Here is a 23,029-nt window from a genome sequence, read left to right as displayed (position 1 = left end):
CACTCTGGCAAGACTGCGGAGCGGTGCATGGGTGCATGAAAAAGGGCGCGCCGCTTTGTCCGTTGGGACTGGGCGGCACGCCCTTTGCAATGTCAATTTCCGGCTTATTCTTAGAGTAGCGAAAACACCCATAATTGAGCGCAAAACTGGCGAACTTTTATTCCCTTTAGAATCAGCAGGATGAAAATTATTTTCAGGTCTACCCCCTTGACAAGAATTTTTTCCACAGGCTGCGGGCACCCGGATGGGAGGCCGTATGCTGAGCTAAAGAGATTGCATGGAACGTATGACGACTGAGACTGGCACCCCTCGTAAAGCACTTGATCGCGCATCTGTTGCCGCGCTGGCTGGCGGCGTTTTGTTTTTGTTGCTGGGGGCTGGGCTTGAGCTTGCCGGACTGCATGATGTGGGTGTGGCGCTGCGGTGGGCGGGCACGCTGGGGCTGGCGGGGTATGCGCTGCGGCAGCCAACGCTGATGACGTGGACCTTTGTCTGCATGGTAGTGGGTGTGGAGCTGGGGCTGGATGCTCCGGGGATTGCCGCGGAATGCAGGCTGCCGGGGGATTTGTTTTTGCGGCTCATCAAGATGATTGTTGCGCCGCTGCTGTTTGCCACCATTACGACGGGAATTGCCGGGCATGGCCACTTGAAGGACGTGGGGCGCGTGGCGGTGAAGGCGCTTATCTACTTTGAGGTGGTGACCACGGTTGGGATGGTGCTGGGCGCGGTGGCGATGAACGTGCTGGGCGTGGGTTGGGGGCTGGCCGGGGCTGCCGCGGCTGCGGGTGTGGCCCAGGTGCCGACGGTGGCAACGCATACGTGGCAGGATTTTGTGCTGAGCATCTTTCCGGAGAACATTGCCAAGGCCGTGGCCGACAACCAGATGCTGGAGGTGGCGGTTTTTGCGGTGATGTTTGGTGTGGCGCTGGCTATGGTGGAGCAGGAAAAGCGCGCGCCGATGATGCGGCTGCTGGAGTCGCTGGCCGGGGTGATGTTCAAGCTGACGAAGATTGTGATGGTGCTGGCCCCGGTGGCAGCGGGGTCGGCGATTGCCTATACCGTGGGCAAGATGGGGATGGGGACGCTGGCTTCGCTGGCGCGGCTGGTGGGGACGTTTTACGGGACGCTGGCGGTGTTTGCGCTGGCGGTTCTGCTGCCGATTATGCTGATTTTCCGGATTCCGATGGGGCGGTTTTTGAAGGCTGCGGGCGAGCCGGCGGCGATTGGGTTTGCTACTACGACTTCAGAGGCGGCTCTGCCGGTGGCGATGGAGAACATGGAGTCCTTCGGCGTGCCGCGGTGGATTGTCTCGTTCGTGATTCCGGCGGGGTATAGCTTCAATCTGGATGGGTCGAGCATATACATGTCGATGGCGGCGGTGTTTGTGGCGCAGGCTTCGGGGATTCATCTGGGCTTTGGGCGGCAGGTGGAGATGCTGCTGGTGCTGATGCTGGCGAGCAAGGGTGTGGCTGGGGTTCCGCGAGCGGTGCTGGTGGTGCTGATGGCGACGGCGGGGGCGATTGGGTTGCCGAGTGCGCCGATTCTGCTGATCCTGGGTGTGGATGCGCTGATTGATATGGGACGCACGATGACGAATGTCTTTGGGAATTGTTTGGCTTGTGCGGTGATGGCGCGGAGTGAGGGGCAGCTTGCGCTGCCGAGGACAGGGGACGGGGTGTAGGGTACAGGGTTTAGGTACACGGCGAAAAGCTATAAAGGCAAAGGCTGTATATATTCCATCCATGCGACAAAAAGCGTCGCATGGATGGAGCACCCGGCTTTTGGGGTGGAACCCACTGCCAAGGCTTGGACAGTCAGCTCTTTTTGAGGTAGCGGCGCCCTTCGATTTTGTAGTTGCCGCTGGCTACTCTGGCGATGGCTTCAGTGTAGGCCTGGTGCTCTTCTTTCAGGATGCGGGCGGAGAGGGATTCTGCGGTGTCTTCTTCCAGAACTTCGATGGCGCGTTGCAGGATGATGGTGCCGTGGTCCAGGTGCTCATCGACAAAGTGGACGGTGCAGCCTGCGATTTTTACGCCGTAGTCGAAGGCCTGGTGTTGCGCGTCGAGGCCCGGAAAGGCGGGCAGAAGAGACGGGTGGATGTTGAGGATCTGGTTGGGGAATGCGGTGATGAACTCCGGTGACAGGAGGCGCATGTAGCCGGCGAGGATTACCAGGTCTATGTTGTGTTGCTTGAGGCAGGCGGCTACGTCGGCGTCGTGTTCGGCGCGTTTGCGGCCTTTCGAAACGTAGAGGGCTGTGGGGAGATTGAGCTCCTGCGCGGCGGTCAGGCCGGGGGCTTCTGCGATGTTGGAGATGACTACGGCGATTTCTACGTTGGGCAGGCGGCCTTCGCGGATGGATTGGGCAATGGCGAAGAAGTTGGAGCCGCGGCCGGAGAGCAGGATGCCGAGTTTCAGTTTTTCCGGAGAAGCCAAAGCATACCTCAGGGGCTAAAGCCCGAATGATTCTGCGGCGGGAGATTGCCGGGGTTAAAACCCGGCCAACCTTGCCATCTGCCGCTGTGCTTACAGGTACTGGACGCGCTTTTCGCCTTTGACGATGCGGCCAATGACGTGGAACTTTTCTTCGGCGCGGTCGAGGAGGTTTTTGGCGCGGGTGAACTTGGCGGCGGGGATGACGGCAATCAGGCCGATGCCCATGTTGAAGGTGCGCATCATCTCGTCTTCACTGACCTGGCCGAGCTGGCGGAGGTGCTCGAAGATGGGCAGCACAGGCCAGGAGCCGATTTCGATTTGCGCGGCGGTGTTTTTGGGCAGGATGCGCGGGAGGTTTTCCGTAATGCCGCCGCCGGTGATGTGCGCCATGCCCGCCGTGAGGCCCGCGTTGACGAGCTTCTGGATGATGGGCAGGTAGCTGCGGTGCGTCTTCATGAGCGCCGCGCCGGCCTTCTCCTTGATGGCGGTTACGTATTGCGAGGGCTTGTATCCGGCCACTTCAAAGAGCAGCTTGCGGGCGAGCGAGTAGCCGTTGGTGTGCAGGCCGGTGGAGGGCAGGCCGATGAGCACGTCGCCTGGCTTGATGGTTTCGCCGGTGACCATCTTTTCACGGTCCACGGCGCCGACGATGAAGCCGGCGAGGTCGTATTCGCCATCCGAGTAGAAGCCGGGCATCTGTGCCGTTTCGCCGCCGATGAGCGCGCAGCCGTTGGCTTTGCAGGCTTCGGCGAGGCCGGTGACTACGTCTTCGGTCACCTTGGGGTCGAGCTTGCCGGTGGCCAGGTAGTCGAGGAAGAAGAGCGGCGTTGCGCCCTGCACGGCGATGTCGTTGACGCAATGGTTGACGAGGTCCTGGCCCACGGTGTGATGGATGCCGAGCTCGAAGGCGAGCTTGAGCTTGGTGCCTACGCCGTCCGCGGAGCTGACGAGGATGGGACTCTTGAACTTCTGGAGGTCGAGACGAAAGAGCGCGCCGAAGCCGCCAATGCCGCCGAGGACATTGCGGTTGAAGGTCTTTTGCGCAAGGTACTTGATGCGGTCCTTGGCGCGGTCGCCGGCGGAGATGTCCACGCCGGAGTCGGCGTAAGTAACGGATTTCGGCTTGGTGATTTCAGGCACGATGGAGGCTTTCGTCAGGTGAGATGAAGGTGGGCGAAAAGAAGCCCGAAAGGGTGATTTTACCAGCTATTAGCTGCTAGCTCTTAGCTTTTAGCCTGACGGTGGGAGAACTGATAGGAGTGCTATCCCACCCATCCGGCAAAATGCGCCGTATGGATGGGGCACCCAGACTTGTTCTTCTGCAATGAACTAAAAGCTAAGAGCTAATGGCTGGAAGCTGCTTTTTCGAGCGGGTTTTCCCAGTTGATGATGTCGGAGTCGAGGCCGGTGGGGGACCACTTCTTAACTACGGCTTCGCCTAGTTTGCCGAGGAGCTGCTGGGCGGTGTTGTCGCCGGTCCAGCGCTGGTCCTGGTTGTCGTAGGTGAAGGCGGCGATGACGATGGGGCCGGATTTGCTGGCGATTAACGCTACGTCATTGCGGACGGCGTCGAGTGCGCCGGTTTTGTTGGCGATGGCGGAGCCTTGCTCGCTGGTGTCGAGGGATTCAATGTAGCGCGGGAGGTCTTCGCGGTCTTGCTGCTGGCGGAGGGAGGCGAGGATTTTGGCGCAGATTTGGCCGTCTGCCGGGAGTGAAGCGGAGCCGTCAAGCGAGAGTTTGCAGGTGGCTATGCGGGCCATGATGGAGGCCATTTCGCGGGCGGTGGTTTTGCCCAGGCCGAACTGCTTCTGGTCAGCGGGCATGGGGCCGGTGGCGGGCTTGAAGACCTTTTTGTAGAGCCACGTATTTTTGAGGCCCGCCTGCTGGATGGTGCCGTTGATGTGGTCGAGGCCGAGGCGATCGATGGCCATGTTGGTAGCCGTGTTGTCGCTGAGGACGACCATCAGGTGCAGCACGTCATGCAGGGTGAGCGTGAGCGGTGTGTCGAGCTGGCCGATTACGCCGGAGCCGGGGACCTGGTTGTCCTTATTGAGGATGAGTTTTTCATCCCATGCGGCTTTGCCTGCGCGGATTTGCTCGGCGGCGTCGAGGAGAATGGCCATTTTGATGGTGGAGGCCGTCTGGACGGGCGTGTCGGCGTTGAGGGCGGCAGTTGCGCCGGTTTTCAGGTTTTCCGCGTAGAGAGTGACTTTGCCGTGGTGGGTGGCGGCTATCGTTTGCAGCTCGGTATTGAGGGCGGCGTCTTCTTTTTGTTGGGCGAAGGCGGGGATGGCGGCAAAGAGCGCGGCGGCTAGAAGGAGGGTGCGGGGCATGGAAACATCGTAACGGCGGGAACAAGGAATAAGGGAAGAGGGACAGGGAAAAACAAGAACAAAGACAGTTTTGTGATGAATTGATGGGCGTGTTATCCCCACCCATGCGACAAAAAACGTCGCATGAATGAGGCACCCAGCACCCAGCTTATTCCTTGTTTTCTGCTGGCTGTTCTTTGGTAAAGGTCAGTGAGGCGCTGTTGATGCAGTAGCGGAGGCCGGTGGGTCTTGGGCCGTCGGGGAAAACGTGGCCCAGGTGGCCGCCGCACTTGGCGCAGGTGACCTCTACGCGGCGCATGCCGAAGGTGTTGTCTTCGTGCTCGTCGATGGCCTTGGAATCCGCCGGAATCATGAAGGCGGGCCAGCCGCAGCCGGAGTCGTATTTTGCGCCGGAAGCGAAGAGCAGGGCTCCGCAGCCTGCGCAGTGGTAGCTGCCGGATTCAAAGTTGTATTCGAGCGGGCCGGTGTAGGGGCGCTCGGTGCCTTTTTCGCGCAGTACGTGGTACTGGAGCGGGTCGAGCTGGGCGCGCCATTCGGCTTCGGTTTTGATTACTTTTTCTGTGGTGTCGGCCATGAGGGTTCTCTCTGAGAGATTAGATGGAGTGGGTGAGGTAAAAGCTTCCGGGGCTAAAGCCCCTCATCCTTATTCGCAGCTATTTTCAGGGGCCTGAAGGCCCCTGCTCCCTCCGGTCCATTCCTGCGATTTTACGGAGCCAGCTTGCCGTTGAAGGTGGTGCAGGCGCTGGCTTTGCCTGCCTGGAAGCCGGTGGTGAACCACTTTTCGCGGTCGGCGCTGGAGCCGTGGGTCCAGGTTTCGGGGCTGACCGCGCGGCCGCTCATCTTCTGGATGTGGTCGTCGCCGACGGCTGCTGCGGACTTGAGAGCGGCAGCAATGTCCTGCTGGTTAATCTTGCTGCGCTGCTCGGTGGCGTGGCCCCAGACGCCGGCGAAGCAGTCGGCCTGCAGTTCGAGAGAGACGGAAGCGGGGCTTTCCTGCGAGGGATTTTGCTGGATGAACTGCTGCTCGCGGTTTTCAATGCCGAGCAGGTTCTGGATGTGGTGGCCCAGCTCGTGGGTAATGACGTAAGACTTGGCGAAGTCAGCAGTGGAGCCGCCGAGCTGCGTCAGCTCGTCCCAGAAGCCGAGATCGATGTAGATTTTCTGGTCGGCGGGGCAGTAGAAGGGGCCAGTGGACTCCTGCGCCGTTCCGCAACCGGAGGTGGTCTGGTTGCGGAACAGGACCAGCTTGGCGTGGCGGTACTGGCGGTTGTTGGCCTGGAAGATTTGCGCCCAGGAGCTCTGCGCATCGTCGAGTGTGTAGCTGATTAGCTGCACGTCGCGCTGCTCAGAGGCTGGCGCGCTTACCGGGGCCTGCGTGCGGGAAGCGGTGCCGCTGTTGCCACCGACAAAGTTGTGCCCATGGAAGACGCTGAAGAGCACAATGAGGACGAAGACGCCGATGCCAATGGGACCGGCGCCGAGCAGGCCGACGAAGTTAAGCGGGTTGATGCCGCCGCCACCGCCGCCGAGGTTGAAACCTCCACCGCCTGATTGCCCGCGGCGATCCTCAATATCTTTACTTTCTCCGCCGTCTTGCCATTCCATTGGGTCTTTCCTCCACTTGCTGGTCCTTCAACAGGCTTAGATGCGCAGCGGTGACGTGGTGCGATTAAACTTCCGCGACTAGCTCGATTTCTACGAGGATGTCGCCGGGGAGGCGTGCGGCCTGGATGGTGGTGCGGGCCGGAGGGAGCGTGCCTTCGGGGGCCAGGTATTTCGCGTAGATGGCGTTCATGGCGGCGAAGTTGTTGATGTCAGAGAGGTAGACGTTGGCCTTTACGACGTTGAGGAAGCTGGTGCCCGCAGCTTCCAGCACGGCCTTGAGGTTTTCGAGGGTGCGGATGGTCTGCTCCTCGATGCCGCCGGGGACAATTTTGCCGGTGGCCGGGTCAAGCGGGCCCTGGCCGGCGGTGAAGAGCAGGTTGCCGGTGACGACTCCCTGCGAGTAAGGACCGATGGCGGCAGGGGCGTTGGGAGTGGAGATGATCTTTTTGCTCATGGGGACATTTTAGGGGACAGGGTGCAGGGTACGGGGTACAGGAAAAACAAAATGCTTTAACGCCAGACGGCTAAGATTCCGCCAATCAGGGTCAGGCCGACGAACCAGTAGCCGCCGACGATTAGGAAGTAGCGGAAGGGGCGGCCTTCATAGATGCGCTGCGGGTATTGCACGCCGGCGATGAAGCCCAGCCATGCAATGAAACCGAGGAGTGCGCCATGCAGGAAGCCCGTGGCATGGCCCCAGACGACGAGGTGGTCGAGCACCAGAACGGCAAGGAAACCGCCGACAAACGATGCGATCATGCCGTGGACGACACCCTTGGGCTTCTGGCCGAGCTCGCGGCCCACGATGGCGGCCCATGGCTTGGCGAAGAGCGCGGGCGAGAACCAGAAGGCTCCGAGAATCCAGAGGACGATGGCGGACACGAGAATCGCCCACCAGTTAAGCATGTGGTGCACGTGCTCCATGGACTGGACCTCCGAAAATCGATTCCAACTCTCGTTGATATCAACAGACACGGTCAAGGGAAATTTTGATTATTTCCGCTTGAGAGCTTCCAATTCATCCAGCGTACGGGGCCAGTCGGAGCCTAAGAGGCGCGAGAGGCCGCGGTCGGCGAGAACTTTGCCGCCGGTCTGGCAGGTGGGGCAGTAGTTGGTTTCGTTGTCAGCATACTGGATGTGCTGGATGGGCGAGCCGCAGCGCGGGCAGGGCTGGTTGAACTTGCCGTGCGCGGCCATTTCCGGGCGGAAGGCCGTCACTTTTTCCGGGAAGGCTTTGCGGGCCTCGGCATTGAGGCGGCCTATCCATAGCGTGAGCGTGGAAAGCGTTGCGGTGTAGAGGCTGTCCCACTCTTCATCTTTGAGCTTGTGGGTTTGCAGGATGGGCGAGAGTTTGGCCTCGTGGAGGATTTCGTCGGAGTAAGAGTTGCCGATGCCGCTGAGGATGCGCGGGTCGGTGAGAGCGCGCTTGAGGGTGCGGTTTTCGCGGGTGAGCGCGGCGCGGAACTCTTCCAGGCTTGCGCCGAAAACTTCGAGGCCACCGGGGTTTACTTCTTCTAACGCTGCTTCGCTGCCGAAGACGTGGAGCGATGCGCGGCGTTTGCTGCCGGCCTCGGTCAGGAGCAGCGTGCCGTTGGGGAAGTCGAAGGCGGCGAGGCCGCGCTTGCCGGGGATTTTGGTGTTGGGAGGGCCCCAGTGCAGGCGGCCCGCAATCATCAAGTGCAGCACCAGCCACAGGTCGCCTTCAAGGCCTATGGCGATTCGCTTGCCGATGCGCTTGAGTGCGGTTACTGCGCGACCATCTGCCGATTCGAGCGGCGGTTGCACTGTGCGAAGAAGAAAGATGGAGCCAAGACGAACGTGTTCGAGCTTCTGGCCGAGGATGCGGGCTTCCAGCGCGGTGATGTAGGCGGTGATGTCGGGTAGTTCCGGCATGGAGAATTGATTGTAGTGCGGGCTGAGGATATCTCACGCACTCCTACGGCAAAATGCGTTGTGTGGATGAGAGCCCGAAGCTGAGAGGAGGCAGGACAAGGGGGGACCGCTTCGCGTTTCTTCAATAAACCTGTTTCGCAGTATCCGCATCTTAGCGAAAAAGAAAATGGAGTTCCACCAAACTTATGAAAATTTCCTATCTTCTTGCTCTCGTATGTGTTGCTTCGTCTGCCTCCGTTTGTGTTGCGCAAAGCTCGGACTATCCGGGCGCGTCAGACATACCAACCCTCGCCCGGCCCGCGAATAGCTTCATTATTGGAGCCATGCACATCGACAACGACGAATACCAGGTGCCTGTCGGTTCTGTTGCGCAGTCGGCAACGAAATTTGGCAAGACGGTTACAGCAACCGGCGCTATTGATGTGCTTGCCTACTCCGGGCCAGTGACGACATCTTCGCTGAGCACCTACATGGCCCTGGCAAAACAGCTTCAGGACGGCGGTTACACAGAAGTCTGGAGCTGCGCCCGCGCTACTTGCGGAAGTGCGTTCACGTTAATCAGCCTGCTTAGCCAGCCATTGGTGGATGCCACCAGCCAGACAAATATTATCGATGCCCTCGATGCCGCCAATGATGATGTGCGCTATGGTGCTTTTCGCAAGGGAGATGAATATATGTTGATTGCCGGTACACTTTCTCCCGGAAAGGCGTCTGGGGCTTTTGTTGCCCGTGTGGGCGGACCAGCCGGCCAGAGCGTCATGCAGTCCGGTTCTCCAGCCGCACAAAACAGCACACCCTCTGATAACAACAGCAACTCTCAAAATTCGGGCAAGGCGCAGAAAGTTCGTTCTGTAGCGCACTCTCTCTGGAATCGCATTCCGCAGTAACAGGCGGGATGCGATTCCAGGGGGGATTAGGCAAGAATCGTGTTGTCGATGAGGCGGGTTGTGCCCACGTATGCTGCGACGGCGAAGAGCGTTCCCGGCGTGGCAAAATCGACGGGCAGCAGCGTGGACCAATCGACCAGCTCGATGTAGTCGATGCGGATTTTTGGCTCAGCGGCGAAGATTTCACGGGCGGCGCTGATGAGAACGGATGTGTCGCGGACGCCGTTGGTGAAGAGGGATTCTACGCGGTGGATGGTGCGGCTCAATGTCAGCGCTTGCTTGCGCTCTTCGGCGCTGAGGTAGACGTTGCGCGAAGAGAGCGCGAGGCCGTCTGCGTCGCGGATGATTGGACAGACTACGATTTCGACTCCGAAGCGGAGGTCGGCGGTCATGCGGCGGAGGACGGCGACTTGCGCGGCGTCCTTCTGGCCGAAGTAGGCGCGGTCGGGCTCGGCGGCGAGGAAGAGCTTGCTGACGACGGTGGTGACACCGCGGAAGTGGCCGGGGCGCGAGGCTCCGTCGAGGCGGTTCGATAGGCCTTCGACTTCTACGAAAGTGGATGCGCCTGCTGGATAAACTTCTTCTACAGTCGGCGCGAAGATTACGTCTGCGCCTTCCTGTTCTGCGAGTTTGCTGTCGGCTTCAAAGGTGCGTGGATAGCGGGAGAAGTCTTCGTTAGGGCCGAACTGCGTGGGGTTGACGAAGATGCTTACAGCTACGGCATCGCACTGCCGATGCGCGCCGCGGATGAGGCTGGCGTGGCCTTCGTGGAGCGCGCCCATGGTGGGTACAAGGCCGACGGTTTTGCCTGCGGCGCGCTGGGCGCGGGACCAGGTGCGGAGTTCGGATACGGTATGGATGATTTGCATGGCTGCTCTCTGCTGAAGGCCGTGTGGTCAGGTCCCTCGCTTGGGCTTGCTGGATTTGCGTTCGTGGTGCCCCATGTCCCCAACCCAACTGCAAGGACATAGGGCACCCGGCAATGAGTTCTGTTAGAGTTCCGTGGATTGTGTGGCTGCCAGTTCCTTCGCCTTCGCGATGAAGTCGGCGAGTGGAACGGAGCCTTGGTCGCCTTTGCCTCTTGCGCGGACGCTGACGGCTCCCGCCTCTGCTTCCTTGTCGCCAAAGACGAGGATGTACGGCGTCTTCTGGTTGGCAAAGTCGCGGATCTTGGCGTTCATCTTTTCGTTGCGCAAATCGGTCTCTACGCGGAAGCCTGCGGCCTTTAGCTCGGCTTCGAGTTTTTCAGCGTAGGCGGCGTGGCGTTCGGCGATGGGCACGAGGCCAATCTGCACAGGCGCGAGCCAGAGCGGGAAGGCTCCGGCGTAGTGCTCGATGAGCACACCGAAGAAGCGCTCCACGCTGCCGAACAAGGCGCGGTGCACCATGACGGGCTGGTGGCGCTCGCCGTCTTCGCCTACGTATTCCAGTTCAAAACGAGCAGGCAGGTTGAAGTCAAACTGCACGGTCGAAAGCTGCCAGAGGCGGCCAAGCACATCGACGAGTTTCACGTCGATCTTGGGACCGTAGAAGGCGGCTTCGCCGGGGATGGTCTTGTACTGGATACCTTTGCGGTCGAGGGCGCTCTTGAGGCCATTGATGGCGAGAGCCCAGTTTTCATCCGAGCCGGCATAGTGGGCGCGGTCGCTGGGGTCCCATGTGGATAGTTCCACTTGAAACTCTTTGAAGCCGAAGGTTTTCAGCGTGGCTTCCGCAAAGTCGATGCACGCGACAACTTCATCCTCAATCTGCGAAGGCATGCAGAAGATGTGCGCGTCGTCCTGCGTAAAGCCGCGCACGCGCAGCAGACCGTGCATGGTACCGGAGCGCTCGTAACGATACACGTTGCCCAGTTCGGCGTAGCGCGCGGGCAGGTCACGGTAGCTCTTCGGCGAGTTCTTATAGATAAGGATGTGGCCGGGGCAGTTCATGGGCTTGAGTCGGTATTCGGCGTCGTCAAGTTCCATGGGGGTGTACATGTTGCCGGAATAAAAGCCCTCGTGGCCGCTGACCTTCCATAGCTCGCGGCGCATGACGTGCGGCGTGTAAACAAGCTGATAGCCGCGATTCAGGCACTCTTCGCGCATCCAGTCTTCGAGCGTCTTGCGGATGATGGCTCCGCGCGGGTGCCAGAAGATGAGGCCGGAACCGGCCAGCTCCTGGATGCTGAAGAGGTCAAGCTGCTTGCCGAGAACGCGGTGATCGCGCTTGGCAATTTCTTCCAGGCGTGCGAAGTGCGCGTCGAGGTCTTTCTGCGAAAAGAACGCGGTGCCGTAGACGCGCTGAAGCTGCGGGTTCTTCTCATCGCCAAGCCAGTAGGCTCCGGCAAGATTGGTTACCTTCACGGCTTTCACGCGGCCTGTCGAAGGCACGTGCGGGCCGCGGCAGAAGTCGATGAAGTGACCGTTGCGGTAGAAGCTGACCTCCGCCCCGGGGTCGGTGAACTTAGTGACGAAGTGCTCCTTCATGAAGTCGCCGTCTTTGTGGAATTCGGCGAGAGCCTGCTCACGCGGCTCATAAATGCGCTCGAATTTCTCATCGCGGGCGATGACTTCGGCCATCTTGGCTTCGATGGCGGCGAGGTCTTCCGGCGTGAAGGGCTTTTCACGGTAGAAGTCGTAGAAGAAACCGGAGTCGGTTGCAGGGCCGTGGCCCAGCTTGGTTTCGGGGAAGAGCTCGAGCACAGCCGTCGCCATGACGTGCGCGGCGGAGTGGCGAACGACCTTCAGCGCTTCGGGGTCTTTCTCGGTGATGAGCTCAAGCTTCGCATCTTCCGCGAGCGGCGTGGAGAGGTCAACGAGCTTGGGCGCGTTGGCGGCTTCCGCGGCATACATTGCGGCCTCGCCGGACTCAGCTTCCTTGTCCTCGCCGTCGCCAGAGGTTCTTGCATCGGCAGGAGTGATGCGGGCAACAACCGAGGCTGCGGCAAGGCGCGGCGAAATGGAGTTGGCAATGTCGAGCGGCGTTGTGCCGGCGGCGACTTCGCGAACGGAGCCGTCGGGAAGAGTGATCTTGATTTGCTTCGAGCTCATGATGAAAAGTAGTCCTGAAATAGGTGGGCTAACGCTTCAGGATAAATGACGGGCAGGGGCCGCGGGAGACAATCGCGGATTTCGGGTGCGGCTCCTGCAGTGCTGGCCCAAAGTGGTCTTGCGAAAAGAGAAGAACCTGGGCTATTGTGGTCTTCGCACGGCCTCCCCTGTACATTCTGCATCGCATTTTCCCGTAAGACATTCGCCTGACGAAAAAAGAAGACAGATTGGACTGTCCTCCAGGGCGGATTGTTTCGACTGATTGAATGGGCCCCTTCAGGAGGAAATTATGACCGCCGGAGTCCTTCCTTTTTCTGCACAGATTGCCGCAGCAGCGTTCCAGTGGACCGATGTGCCCTGGGCGCGGGGAGTGTGCGCGCTTGTCGCATTTGGAGTTGTTTGCTGCATCGCCTATACAAAGATGTTCCCAGACAGGAACGCGCCTCTCGGAGTCTTAGTGGCGTTCAATGCGACGGTGGCAGTCAGCGGCGGAGCGGCGTTGATTGTCGGATTGAGCGAAAAATGGCCTGCGCTCCTCCTGGTGGCAGGCGCCTGCCTTGGAGTGGGTTTTCTCTTTGGCCTCATCTTCGGTTATCCGCTTTCTCCCCCGAGGCCACAGAATGGGCAAGGCCCTCCGCCAGCTTCTGCAACGACGACAACGACACCTGCGCCCGGAGCAACGGCTACTACACCTGCGCCGACAACAACGCCTGTGCCTACCACGACACCAGCGTCTGCACCTGCCTCTGCTTCTGTGTCTGCATCCATTCCTATGGCAGCGTTTGCTGGAGGCATGACTGTTCCAAGACAAACGCTACTGCAGCAAACCGCTGATTCCTTGAGCAAGGTTGTTGCCGGAGCCAGCCTTGCAGGCCTGCCGCAGCTCTACGGGCAATTTCTGAATGTCTCGCAGGCAGTGACGCAGATCGCTACGTCTAATGAGTCCGTGCACAATTACACCTACGGGGCGGCGCTGATTTCCTATTTCCTGATCCTGGGATTCCTGACCGGCCTGCTTTTGCCGAACTATTACCACCTGCTAGGGACGACCGACGGGACGGAGAAGAAGTAGGTCTGAGGCATGGAAACACATAAAGGGCTGGGATTGCTCCCAGCCCTTTACGGTTACATCATTGCTAAGATTCTGCCGGAATCCGGCCTATCGGGTTTAGAGAGGCTGCACGTCGGCAGCCTGCCATCCCTTCGGCCCCTTCACTACGTTGAACTGCACTGCTTGGCCTTCCTGCAAGCTCTTGAAGCCATTTGCATTGATTGCCGAGTAGTGCACAAAAACGTCTTCACCATTCTGACGCGAGATGAAGCCGAAGCCCTTCGCGTCATTGAACCACTTCACAGTACCTTGTTCCATCTGGATCATGTTTCCTGAATTGAATTGCGCTGGATGAATCGGAGCGACACCTGGCAGAATCTTGCTTGGTTGGGCGAGTTACTGCTCACACCCGGTTCGACTCTAACGCTGAGGAAATTGTAGCATCTACTCCAAGCAGAGCCCCTCGCTTTTCTTTTTTGCGGGAAAGATGGGGTCGCGCGAGGACGTTACGAAAGTCGTACAGAATGAGGGACCTGCGGGAGTGACTACAAGGCTCCACAGGGGGTGTGTTAGGGTGAAAAGTCGTCATGCCTGTTGACCCTGTCCCCGAGCTTCTGGTCCGCGCCACCGACCGTCTGGCGGCAGAGTTTTCCTCATTGCCGCCTGTGGAAACTGCGGAAAATTGGGCGGAAATCGCCGCTGCGCTGGAAAAAACCGCTGCACGACTTGGGGACAACTATCCTTACTTTCACCCCCTCTATGCAGGGCAGATGTTGAAGCCGCCGCATCCGGCGGCGCGGGCTGCCTATGCGCTGGCGATGGCGGTGAATCCGAATAATCATGCGCGGGACGGCGGACGGGCCAGCTCCGAGATGGAGATTAAAGCTGTTCGGGGAATTGCCGCGATGTTCGGCTGGGCGGAGGCGGGCCGCTGGTCGGAAAGCGGGTTTCTGGGGCACCTAACCTCCGGCGGGACGATGGCGAATCTGGAGGCGCTGTGGATTGCGGGGCAACTGGCACCGGGGAAAAGGATTGTTGGCTCCGGGCAGGCGCATTACACGCATAGCCGTATCTCCAGCGTCCTTAAACTCAACTATTCTGCGGTCTCTGCGGATGCGGCTGGACGCATGGACCTGAATGCATTGGAAGATGAGTTGAAGAAGGGTGATGTGGGAACCGTGGTTGCCACACTCGGAACGACGGCGCTGGGGGCTGTTGATCCTTTGCACGAAATCATTAGCCTGAAACAGCGCTATGGCTTTCGGGTTCATGTGGATGCTGCATATGGAGGTTATTTCCGGCTCATTGTGAACAATCTGCCGCTGTCGGCGGGGCTGGCTTTTCAGGCGATCGATTTTGGCGCGGATTCGATTGTTATCGATCCGCACAAGCATGGACTGCAACCGTATGGATGCGGCTGCGTTTTGTTTCGCGACCCGGCGGTGGGTCGGTTTTACAAGCACGATTCGCCGTATACCTACTTCACGTCGAACGAGCTGCATTTAGGTGAGATTTCGCTGGAGTGCTCGCGGGCCGGGGCCGCGGCAGTGGCGCTTTGGACGACGATGCAGCTTCTTCCGCTGACTCCGGATGGCGCATTTGCTGCGGGTCTGGCTGCTGGCCGGCGCGCGGCGGTAGAGCTGGACCGGAGGCTGCTGGAGGATGCGCGCTTTGAGACCCGCCCCAGCATCGGGCCCGAGCTTGATATTGTGGTTTGGGCAGTGCGTGCGGCGGAGTCGCAGAAGGCTTCCGGGCTGGCCCAGGAGGTTTTCGACAGGTGCGCGGAGCGCAACCTGCACCTGGCGCTTGTACAATTGCCGGTACAGTGGTTCGGCGGCAGCGAACGGGAGACACTTACCTGTTTGCGCTCGGTGCTGATGAAGCCCGAACATGAAGCGTGGCTTCCGCGCATTTGGGATGAGCTGAACGCGGCGACAGACCAGGTTTTAGCAAGCCAGGTTCTACGAAAGGAAACAGTTCAACAGAGATGAGCAGTGACATCGGAAGTCTCGCCAAAAAAGAAAACGTTGTCATTCCGTCTGCCGTGCTCACGGCGGGCGATTGCGCAGTCACTGTGCTGCCGGAGTTCGGCGGAAAGATTGCTTCCATTCGTGTGAAAGGCCGCGAATTGCTGCAGGCTCCGCTGGCACCGGTTGCACCACGTACGCAGACCATGAGCTTTGACGCGGGTGATGCGAGTGGCTGGGATGAATGCTTGCCGTCAGTGGGAGCGTGTACGTTAACGTATACTGGCGGCGTCGCCGAAGTGCCCGATCATGGGGACCTCTGGCGCGTTGTGTGGGAAGACGAGGTACAGGGTGCAGGGGACGGGGTGCAGGGAGCTGCACTTGCGCTGCGCGCTCGCTGTTTTTCGCTGCCGCTGGAAGTGAAACGGACGATGGCTCTTTCCGAGACTGATAAAGGATTTTTGCTTTCGTTGGATTACACCGTCACTAATACGGGGGATGTTCCAGTGCCGTGGTCCTGGGCGGCGCATCCGCTCTTTCTCGCGGAGGCTGGGGACCGCATTGTGCTTCCTGATGCGATTCAGTCGCTTCGTCTGGAAGGCTCGGGCGGCAACCGGCTCGGCAAGGGCGGCGATGCGGTGGACTGGCCTGCCGCAAAGCTGGCGGCGGGTGGGGAAACGGACCTTAGCCTTGCCCTTGCGCCGGATTCCGGCGTGGGTGACAAGCTTTTTGCAGGTCCGCTGGCGGCTGCCGATAACTGGGCTGAGCTGGTGCGTCCTTCTGCTGGCGTAAAGATTCGCGTGAGCTTTGACACAGTGGCCACGCCCTACCTCGGTTTATGGATTTGTTATGGCGGCTGGCCGGACAAGGATGGTCCGAAACAGACTTGCGTTGCCCTTGAGCCTGCCACCGCGCCCGTGGACTCGCTGGCGGTTGCCGGACCGTGGTCGCGGACACTTTCCCCGCAAGAATGGTTCAAGTGGCCCATGCGGGTGGAGATTGAATTTCTGTAACTTCTGGAGATATATGCACGATCCTTCCCAATTGCGTATTTTTCATCGCGAGCGCTACGGCGCAGAGCCCGGCCTTTTTGTTGCCCCGGGCCGTGTCAACCTGATTGGCGAGCACACAGACTACGCCGAGGGCTTTGTAATGCCCGCGGCGATTGACTTCGCCACCCTTGCCTCCATCTCTCCGCGCGAGGACGGCAAGGTCGTTCTCTACTCCAAAAACTACGAAGAGGAGCGCACATTCGATGCGGCGCACCTGCCATGGGAGCGCTCCGGCCACTGGACCGACTATCCGCTCGGCGTACTGGCGATTCTTGCCGGACAGGGAATTACGATTCCCGCTTTCAGCCTGAGCATCTGGAGCGACGTGCCGCTTTCGGCGGGTCTTTCAAGCTCGGCAGCGCTGGAGGTTGCCACGGCGGTTGCCGTCACCTCGCTGGTGGGCAAATCCTTTCCCGGACCCGTGCTGGCTAAGCTCTGCCAGCGGGCGGAAAACGAGTTCGTCGGCGCATCGAGCGGCATTATGGACCAGTTCATCTCCGCGAACGGCAAGAAGGACAACGCGCTGCTGCTTGACTGCCGCGACCTGAGCTACAAGCTCGCGCCCATTCCGGAAGACCTGGCGATTGTGATTGCCAATACCATGATTAAGCACGTCATCACCGGCACGGAGTACACCAGCCGCCGCACCGAGGTGGAAGAGGCCGCCGCCGTCATCGGCAAGCATCGGCCAGAGGTAAAGTTTCTTCGCGACGCCACGCTGGAAGACCTGGAAAAGTACGGCAGCGAGATGAGCCCCAACGCCCTCAAGCGTGCCCGTCACGTTATCAGCGAGAACCTGCGCACCGTGGCTGCGGCGGAAGCGCTGCTCAAGAACGACCGCGCCACGCTCGGCAAGCTGATGGCGGAGGCGCACTGGAGCTACAGCCGCGACTTTGAAGCCAGCGTGATTGAAGCCGACACCATGGTGGAGCTTGCGCAGGACCTGCCCGGCCTTGTGGGAGCGCGCCTTACTGGCGGCGGTTTTGGTGGCTGCACGGTGAACCTTGTCGAGGCCAGCCACGCGACGGAGTTCGCCAAGGCGCTCGGCGAGCGCTACGAAGCAAAATTCAACATCAAGCCCCAGATTTATATCAACCACGCTTCCGAGGGTGCCCGGAGGCTCTACTCAGCGGAATAAACGGCACTTAGGTGCCGTTTTGCACATGGATGTGTGACATTGGGACCGGGCTGTGGAAACTATTCTTGGTAAAATCGCTGTACGACTGGGTGGTTTTTCATAAAAAGCCCGGCATCCTTCCCGGAAAATTGCAGATACAAATCCAGGCTGTTCCCTTTTTTGGCGGACAGCGTGCCGGAGGCACATAAAGCCCATGCCATTCTCCACTGCCAAGACGTTTACGCAGCAAAGCCTGCCCACGACTGGCCAGGTTGCCTACTTTTCCATGGAAATCGCAATCCGCCCGGAGATGCCCACCTACTCCGGCGGCCTTGGCGTGCTTGCCGGCGATACGCTGCGCTCCGCAGCGGACCTCGACCTGCCGCTGATTGCATTTACGCTGCTGCACCGCAAGGGGTACTTCCGCCAGCACCTGGACGGCAGCGGCCAGCAGACCGAAGAGGTGCAGCCATGGAACCCTGCCGACTTCTGCACCGAAGAACCGGCGCGTGTGACGGTTTCCATTGAAGGCCGCACGGTAACGGTTCGCGCCTGGCGCTATGACCTTGCCGGTCGCACGGGGCACATTGTTCCCATCTACCTGCTCGATACGGATATCGAAGGCAACTCCGGCTGGGACCGCGGCCTGACCGACCATCTCTATGGCGGCGACACCAACTACCGCCTGCAGCAGGAGATTGTCCTCGGCATGGGCGGTGTGCGCATGGCTGCCGCGCTTGGCGCGGAGGTCAACGTCTACCACATGAATGAAGGCCACGCGGCGCTGCTGACGCTGGCGTTGCTCGAAAGCCAGATGGGCGGCGGCCCGCAGGGCATTGCCACGGAAGAAGACGTGGCGCTGGTTCGCCAGAAGTGCGTCTTCACCACGCACACGCCGGTTCCCGCAGGGCATGACCGCTTTTCAACTGAGCAGACGATTCGCATTCTCGGCCAGGGGCGTACCGAGCACTTGCAGAAGCTGGACACCTTTAAGGACGGCCTGTTGAACATGACGCTGCTGGCGCTGCGCTTCTCGCGTTACGCAAACGGCGTTGCGCTGCAGCATGGCAAGGTTTCGCGTGAAATGTTCCCCGAGTTCGCCATTGATTCCATCACCAACGGCGTGCATGGGCCAACATGGATTTCCGCGCCAATTCAGCAGATGCTCGACGAGCATATTCCTGCATGGCGGCGCGACCATCTCTATGTTCGCAACACGATTGACGTGCCCAAAGAGGCGATTCTTGCAGCGCATGCACGCGCCAAGGAAGAGCTGCTAGCCGTCGTTGCCGCGCGCACCGGCCAGGTGCTCAATCCCAAGGTGCTGACGCTGGGCTTTGCCCGCCGCGTAGCCACCTACAAGCGCGCCAACCTGCTGTTCACGCAGCCGGAGCGGCTGGTGGAAATCGCCAAGGCCGCGGGCGGCCTGCAGATTCTCTACGCAGGCAAGGCGCACCCGCAGGACGAGCCCGGCAAGGCGCTCATCCGCGAGGTGGTTGAGCGCGCACAGACGCTCGAAAGCGACACGCTGAAGATTGTTTATCTCGAAAACTACGCATGGGACCTGGGCGCGCTGCTTACGGCGGGTGTGGACGTGTGGGTGAACACCCCCAGGCGTCCTTATGAAGCCAGCGGCACCAGCGGCATGAAAGCCGCGCTCAACGGCGTGCCGAGCCTGTCCATCCTGGACGGCTGGTGGATTGAAGGCTGTATCGAGGGTGTGACTGGCTGGCTGATTGAAGACGGCGCGGACGACGCGGCGGAAGCGGGTTCTCTTTATGAAAAACTAGAGAAATCCGTGGTGCCGCTCTATCGCGACTCGCAGGAAAACTGGGCTCGCCTGATGCGCACTACGCTGGCCATCAACGGCACCTACTTCAACACCAACCGCATGGTGCAGCAGTACGTAAAGAACGCGTACTACCCCGCGCCGCTGGTAGAGCCAGTGCCTGTGGGAGAAGCTGCTTTCGCGGATTAAAGGCAAGGGGATAGGGTATCGGGTGCAGGGTATGGGGAAGGGCAAGTCTCCTCATTCCCGCACCCCGTTTGCAGCGCCCGACAATTACCCCTGTACCCTGCCCCCGACACCTTGTACCCCGACTTAGACCTCGGTCTAAGTCTATGATGTCGTGGCGTCTGCGTCATTTCCGGGCTGTTGCACGTCTTAGTAGAATGTGTGCAGTAATTCCTTCGTGCTGAAAACCATGCGTGCATGGTTCGTGTTGGCAACTTGTTCTCATTAACCTGATTGAACTCAGGGACCCCAGCGGGTCCGGCCGCATCAAGCGCAGTCTAGCGCTGTCAGCGCAGGCAAGCGTTCGCAGTCCGGCTCAGCTCTGGAGCGGAAACCAGCCCTATGATGTGGATTGTCCGGCTTGCGCTACGGCGGCCTTATACCTTTGTCGTCTTTGCGCTTTTCATTTTGATCCTTGGCGTCTTCAGCATTGTTTCGATGCCAACGGATATTTTCCCGAATATCGACATCCCTGTCGTGACAGTGGTGTGGCAGTACGCTGGCCTCTCCGCTGACCAGATGGCCAACCGCATTGTCTCGAACTCCGAGCGCGGCATGACCACCACGGTCAGCGATATCGAGCACATTGAGTCGGCGTCCCTCAACGGCATCGCCGTTATCAAAATCTTCTTCCAGCCGCACGTGGACATTGGCTCGGCCGTGGCGGAAGTCTCGGCAATTTCGCAGGTGCAGTTGCGCTCGCTTCCGCCCGGCACCACACCGCCTTTCATCATTCAGTACAACGCATCGAGCGTTCCCGTTCTGCAGCTTGGCCTCTCCGGAGTAGGCCTCGACGAGCAGAGGCTCAACGACCTCGGCCAGAACGCCATCCGCACGCAGCTCGCCACCGTGGAAGGCGCGCAGACGCCCTTCCCCTACGGCGGCAAGCAGCGCCAGGTCCAGGTCGATATCGACCTCGCCGCTCTCCAGGCTCGCGGCCTTTCGCCCGCGGATGTCGTCAACGCCGTTGGCGCGCAGAACCTCATTGCTCCTTCAGGCACCATGAAGGTGGACCGCTTTGAGTACGCCGTCGAAACCAACTCCGCACCCAGCATCGTTGCACAGTTGAATGACCTTCCCATCAAGGCCTCGAACGGCACCGTTGTCTATATTCACGACGTTGCGCACGTCCGTGACGGCAGCCCGCCGCAGACGAATATCGTCCACATTGACGGCCGCCGCGCCATCCTGATGAACGTGATGAAGACCGGCTCGGCCTCCACGCTCGACATTATTGCCGGCGTCCGCGAAAAGGTGGACAACATGGTGAAGCGCGGCGAGCTTCCCGAGCAGTTGAAGATTGTTCCCCTCAGCGACCAGTCCATCTTCGTCAAGGGCGCCATCGGCGGCGTGGTGCGCGAAGCCATCATTGCGGCCTGCCTCACCGCCATCATGATTCTGCTCTTCCTCGGAAGCTGGCGCTCCACGGTTATCATTGCCGTGTCGATTCCGCTTTCAATTCTCTGCTCCATTGCCGTGCTGGCCATGCTGGGGCAGACCATCAACATCATGACGCTCGGCGGCCTCGCGCTCGCCGTCGGCATCCTTGTGGACGACGCAACCGTCGAAATCGAGAACATCAACCGCAATCTCGAATCGGGCAAGGAGATCGAGCAGGCGATTCTCGACGGCGCGGCGCAGATCGCTACGCCCGCGCTCGTCGCCACGCTCGCCATCTGCATTGTCTTCATCCCGATGTTCTTTCTGAGCGGCGTGCCGCGCTACCTCTTCGTGCCTCTCGCTGAAGCCGTAGTCTTCGCCATGCTCGCCAGCTACCTGCTCTCACGTACCGTTGTGCCCACCATGGCGCGCTACCTGCTCAAGGAGCACGACGAAGCCGAGCACCAGAAAAAGCTGAGCAGCCGCAATCCCTTCATCCGTTTCCAGCTCGGCTTTGAGCACCACTTTGAAAACATTCGCGTCGGCTACCTGCGCATCCTTACGCTCTGTGTCAACCACGCGCGCGTCTTCCTCATCCTCTTCCTGCTTTTCATGCTTGGGTCCATCGGGGCGCTTGCGCCGTTCCTTGGGCAGGATTTCTTCCCCGCGGTAGACTCCGGCAGCTTCAAGATTCACGTCCGCGCACACACCGGCACGCGTATCGAAGAGACCGCAGCCCTCTGCGACCGCATCGACGCCACCATCCGCCAGAACATTCCGCAGAAGGAAGTCGTCAGCATCGTCGATAACATCGGCCTGCCCTACTCCGGCCTGAACCTCTCGTACTCCACATCGGCCCCGGTCGGCACGGCGGACGCCGATATCCAGGTGCAACTCAGTGAAGACCACCATCCCACCGAGCCTTACCTCGACCACATCCGCCAAGTGCTGAACCGCCAGTTCCCCGGCGTTACCTTCTACGTGCTGCCGGTTGATATCGTCACGCAGATTCTCAACTTCGGTCTCTCCGCGCCTATCGACATCCAGATTGTCGGCAACAACCTCGTCGCCAACCGTGGGCTTGCCGAAAAGATTCTGAATGAAGTGCGTCAGGTGCCCGGCGCGGTGGATGCCCGCATTCAGCAGCCGTTTGACCTGCCCAACTTTACCGTGGATGTGGATCGCACCCGCGCTTCTGCTGTTGGCCTGACGCAGCAGAACGTGGCGCAGACCGTGCTCGTCTCGCTGTCGGGCAGCTTCCAGACCACGCCCAGCTTCTACCTCGACCCGCGCAACGGCGTCAGCTACAACGTGGCCACGCAGATGCCGCAGTACAAGCTCAATTCGCTGGCCGGCTTGAAGAGCCTTCCTGTCACCGGCAGCGCATCGGCGGCCAATCCAGCGGTTGTCGGAGCGGGCGGCTCCATCACCACCACCGCCGGCACCACGGCCCCCGGCGCGCAAAAATCCGTCCAGGTCCTCGGCAACCTTGCCGACGTGATTCCCGGCACGGAGCTTGGCGAAGTCTCCCACTACGACGTGCAGCCTGTGCTCGACATCTACACCAACGTCAACGGCACGGACCTCGGCACCGTGACGCGCAAGATGCAGGAGATCGTCAACAAGCATGAGAAGGACCTGCCGCGCGGCTCGCACTTCACCCTCCGCGGCCAGAGCGAAACCATGTACAGCTCGTACATCGGCCTTATCGGCGGCCTCGCCATGTCGATCCTGCTGGTCTACCTGCTTATCGTGGTCAACTTCCAGAGCTGGCTTGACCCGGCGTTGATTATCTCGGCGCTGCCTGCCGCACTGGCCGGTATCGTGTGGTTCCTCTTCCTCACGAATACGCGCCTCAGCGTTCCGGCGCTCACCGGAGCCATCATGTGCATGGGCGTGGCTACGGCGAACTCGATTCTCGTCGTCAGCTTTGCCCGCGAGCAGTTGGAAGAGCTTGTCGGCGATGCGCGCAAGTCCGCGCTGAACGCGGGTTTTGTCCGCTTCCGCCCCGTGCTCATGACGGCTCTTGCCATGATTATCGGCATGGTGCCCATGGCGCTTGGCCTTGGCGACGGCGGCGAGCAGAACGCTCCGCTTGGCCGCGCCGTTATCGGCGGCCTGTTGCTGGCAACGGTTGCCACATTGTTCTTTGTTCCTGTGTTCTTCTCCGTTGTGCATGGCTGGCTTGGCAAGCACCGCAAGACAGAGCTCACCACCGGCAGCGCAATCCTAAACGAGTTTGAAGAGTAGTAAGGGAGTATCC

At 60.1% G+C, this 23,029-nt stretch carries 19 protein-coding genes; 8 read left to right on the top strand and 11 right to left on the bottom strand.

Translation table 11 applies throughout. From position 1 onward, the window contains the following. Window positions 1–286: 286 nt before the first annotated feature. Window positions 287–1,681: a dicarboxylate/amino acid:cation symporter gene (locus AC5S3R_RS13940; RefSeq protein ID WP_494267678.1), complete on the top strand. Its 1,395-nt coding sequence runs from the start codon at window positions 287–289 to the stop codon at window positions 1,679–1,681. 133 nt (window positions 1,682–1,814) lie between these two features. On the opposite strand, the gene purN is transcribed toward AC5S3R_RS13940, so the two are convergent. The 8 genes from purN to AC5S3R_RS13900 all read right to left on the bottom strand — a co-directional run bounded on the left by purN (window position 1,815) and on the right by AC5S3R_RS13900 (window position 8,266). After that, window positions 1,815–2,435, bottom strand: a complete 621-nt coding sequence (gene purN, locus AC5S3R_RS13935) for a phosphoribosylglycinamide formyltransferase (protein WP_494267676.1) — start codon at window positions 2,433–2,435, stop codon at window positions 1,815–1,817. A gap of 90 nt (window positions 2,436–2,525) precedes the next feature. Next, on the bottom strand, window positions 2,526–3,575 hold the full coding sequence (gene purM / locus AC5S3R_RS13930) for a phosphoribosylformylglycinamidine cyclo-ligase (protein ID WP_494267674.1): 1,050 nt from the start codon (window positions 3,573–3,575) through the stop codon (window positions 2,526–2,528). Window positions 3,576–3,778: 203 nt separating this feature from the next. Continuing rightward, window positions 3,779–4,768, bottom strand: coding sequence for a serine hydrolase (locus AC5S3R_RS13925; RefSeq protein WP_494267673.1), 990 nt, complete (start codon window positions 4,766–4,768; stop codon window positions 3,779–3,781). A gap of 148 nt (window positions 4,769–4,916) precedes the next feature. Then, complete coding sequence (gene msrB / locus AC5S3R_RS13920; RefSeq protein ID WP_494267672.1) at window positions 4,917–5,342, bottom strand: peptide-methionine (R)-S-oxide reductase MsrB; 426 nt, start codon at window positions 5,340–5,342, stop codon at window positions 4,917–4,919. A 131-nt stretch (window positions 5,343–5,473) separates the two neighbouring features. Continuing rightward, on the bottom strand, window positions 5,474–6,373 hold the full coding sequence (gene ypfJ / locus AC5S3R_RS13915) for a KPN_02809 family neutral zinc metallopeptidase (protein WP_494267671.1): 900 nt from the start codon (window positions 6,371–6,373) through the stop codon (window positions 5,474–5,476). A 64-nt stretch (window positions 6,374–6,437) separates the two neighbouring features. Continuing rightward, the gene (locus AC5S3R_RS13910; RefSeq protein WP_494267670.1) at window positions 6,438–6,827 is read right to left on the bottom strand and encodes a RidA family protein; all 390 of its coding nucleotides are present in this window, start codon (window positions 6,825–6,827) and stop codon (window positions 6,438–6,440) included. 56 nt (window positions 6,828–6,883) lie between these two features. Next, window positions 6,884–7,297, bottom strand: a complete 414-nt coding sequence (locus tag AC5S3R_RS13905; RefSeq protein ID WP_494267669.1) for a DUF1761 domain-containing protein — start codon at window positions 7,295–7,297, stop codon at window positions 6,884–6,886. A gap of 69 nt (window positions 7,298–7,366) precedes the next feature. Further along, window positions 7,367–8,266, bottom strand: a complete 900-nt coding sequence (locus AC5S3R_RS13900; protein WP_494267668.1) for a DNA-formamidopyrimidine glycosylase family protein — start codon at window positions 8,264–8,266, stop codon at window positions 7,367–7,369. A gap of 185 nt (window positions 8,267–8,451) precedes the next feature. Here AC5S3R_RS13900 and AC5S3R_RS13895 point away from each other — a divergent pair, with 185 nt between their 5' ends. Then, the gene (locus AC5S3R_RS13895; protein WP_494267667.1) at window positions 8,452–9,153 is read left to right on the top strand and encodes a hypothetical protein; all 702 of its coding nucleotides are present in this window, start codon (window positions 8,452–8,454) and stop codon (window positions 9,151–9,153) included. A gap of 26 nt (window positions 9,154–9,179) precedes the next feature. Here AC5S3R_RS13895 and panC read toward each other — a convergent pair whose 3' ends face one another. Together panC and thrS are read right to left on the bottom strand one after the other, a co-directional pair. Next, window positions 9,180–10,022 carry a pantoate--beta-alanine ligase gene (panC, locus tag AC5S3R_RS13890; protein WP_494267666.1) on the bottom strand — a complete coding sequence of 281 codons (843 nt, stop codon included), beginning with the start codon at window positions 10,020–10,022 and terminating at the stop codon, window positions 9,180–9,182. A 123-nt stretch (window positions 10,023–10,145) separates the two neighbouring features. After that, window positions 10,146–12,185, bottom strand: coding sequence for a threonine--tRNA ligase (gene thrS, locus AC5S3R_RS13885; protein WP_494267665.1), 2,040 nt, complete (start codon window positions 12,183–12,185; stop codon window positions 10,146–10,148). A gap of 289 nt (window positions 12,186–12,474) precedes the next feature. Between thrS and AC5S3R_RS13880 the strand changes: the two genes are divergently transcribed. Further along, window positions 12,475–13,257 carry a hypothetical protein gene (locus AC5S3R_RS13880; RefSeq protein WP_494267664.1) on the top strand — a complete coding sequence of 261 codons (783 nt, stop codon included), beginning with the start codon at window positions 12,475–12,477 and terminating at the stop codon, window positions 13,255–13,257. A gap of 96 nt (window positions 13,258–13,353) precedes the next feature. Here the strand turns inward: AC5S3R_RS13880 and AC5S3R_RS13875 are convergent, their stop codons facing one another. Next, window positions 13,354–13,554, bottom strand: coding sequence for a cold-shock protein (locus AC5S3R_RS13875; protein ID WP_058187212.1), 201 nt, complete (start codon window positions 13,552–13,554; stop codon window positions 13,354–13,356). A 269-nt stretch (window positions 13,555–13,823) separates the two neighbouring features. Here AC5S3R_RS13875 and AC5S3R_RS13870 point away from each other — a divergent pair, with 269 nt between their 5' ends. The 5 genes from AC5S3R_RS13870 to AC5S3R_RS13850 all read left to right on the top strand — a co-directional run bounded on the left by AC5S3R_RS13870 (window position 13,824) and on the right by AC5S3R_RS13850 (window position 23,016). Further along, entirely contained in the window at window positions 13,824–15,227 is a 1,404-nt protein-coding gene (locus AC5S3R_RS13870) for a pyridoxal phosphate-dependent decarboxylase family protein (RefSeq protein WP_494267661.1), read from the top strand. After that, the gene (locus AC5S3R_RS13865; RefSeq protein ID WP_494267660.1) at window positions 15,224–16,216 is read left to right on the top strand and encodes a hypothetical protein; all 993 of its coding nucleotides are present in this window, start codon (window positions 15,224–15,226) and stop codon (window positions 16,214–16,216) included. Before AC5S3R_RS13870 ends, AC5S3R_RS13865 begins: the two co-directional genes overlap by 4 nt. 13 nt (window positions 16,217–16,229) lie before the next feature. Further along, a complete protein-coding gene (galK, locus tag AC5S3R_RS13860) occupies window positions 16,230–17,393 on the top strand; it encodes a galactokinase (RefSeq protein WP_494267659.1) in 1,164 nt (387 codons plus the stop codon). A gap of 193 nt (window positions 17,394–17,586) precedes the next feature. After that, on the top strand, window positions 17,587–19,350 hold the full coding sequence (gene glgP, locus AC5S3R_RS13855) for an alpha-glucan family phosphorylase (protein ID WP_494267658.1): 1,764 nt from the start codon (window positions 17,587–17,589) through the stop codon (window positions 19,348–19,350). 378 nt (window positions 19,351–19,728) lie between these two features. Continuing rightward, entirely contained in the window at window positions 19,729–23,016 is a 3,288-nt protein-coding gene (locus AC5S3R_RS13850) for an efflux RND transporter permease subunit (protein WP_494267657.1), read from the top strand. Window positions 23,017–23,029 lie beyond the last annotated feature (13 nt).

Source organism: Occallatibacter sp. FHG110214_02 (assembly GCF_059115385.1).
Note: the sequence above shows the minus strand (reverse complement) of the source record. Positions and strands in the feature narration are given on the sequence as shown.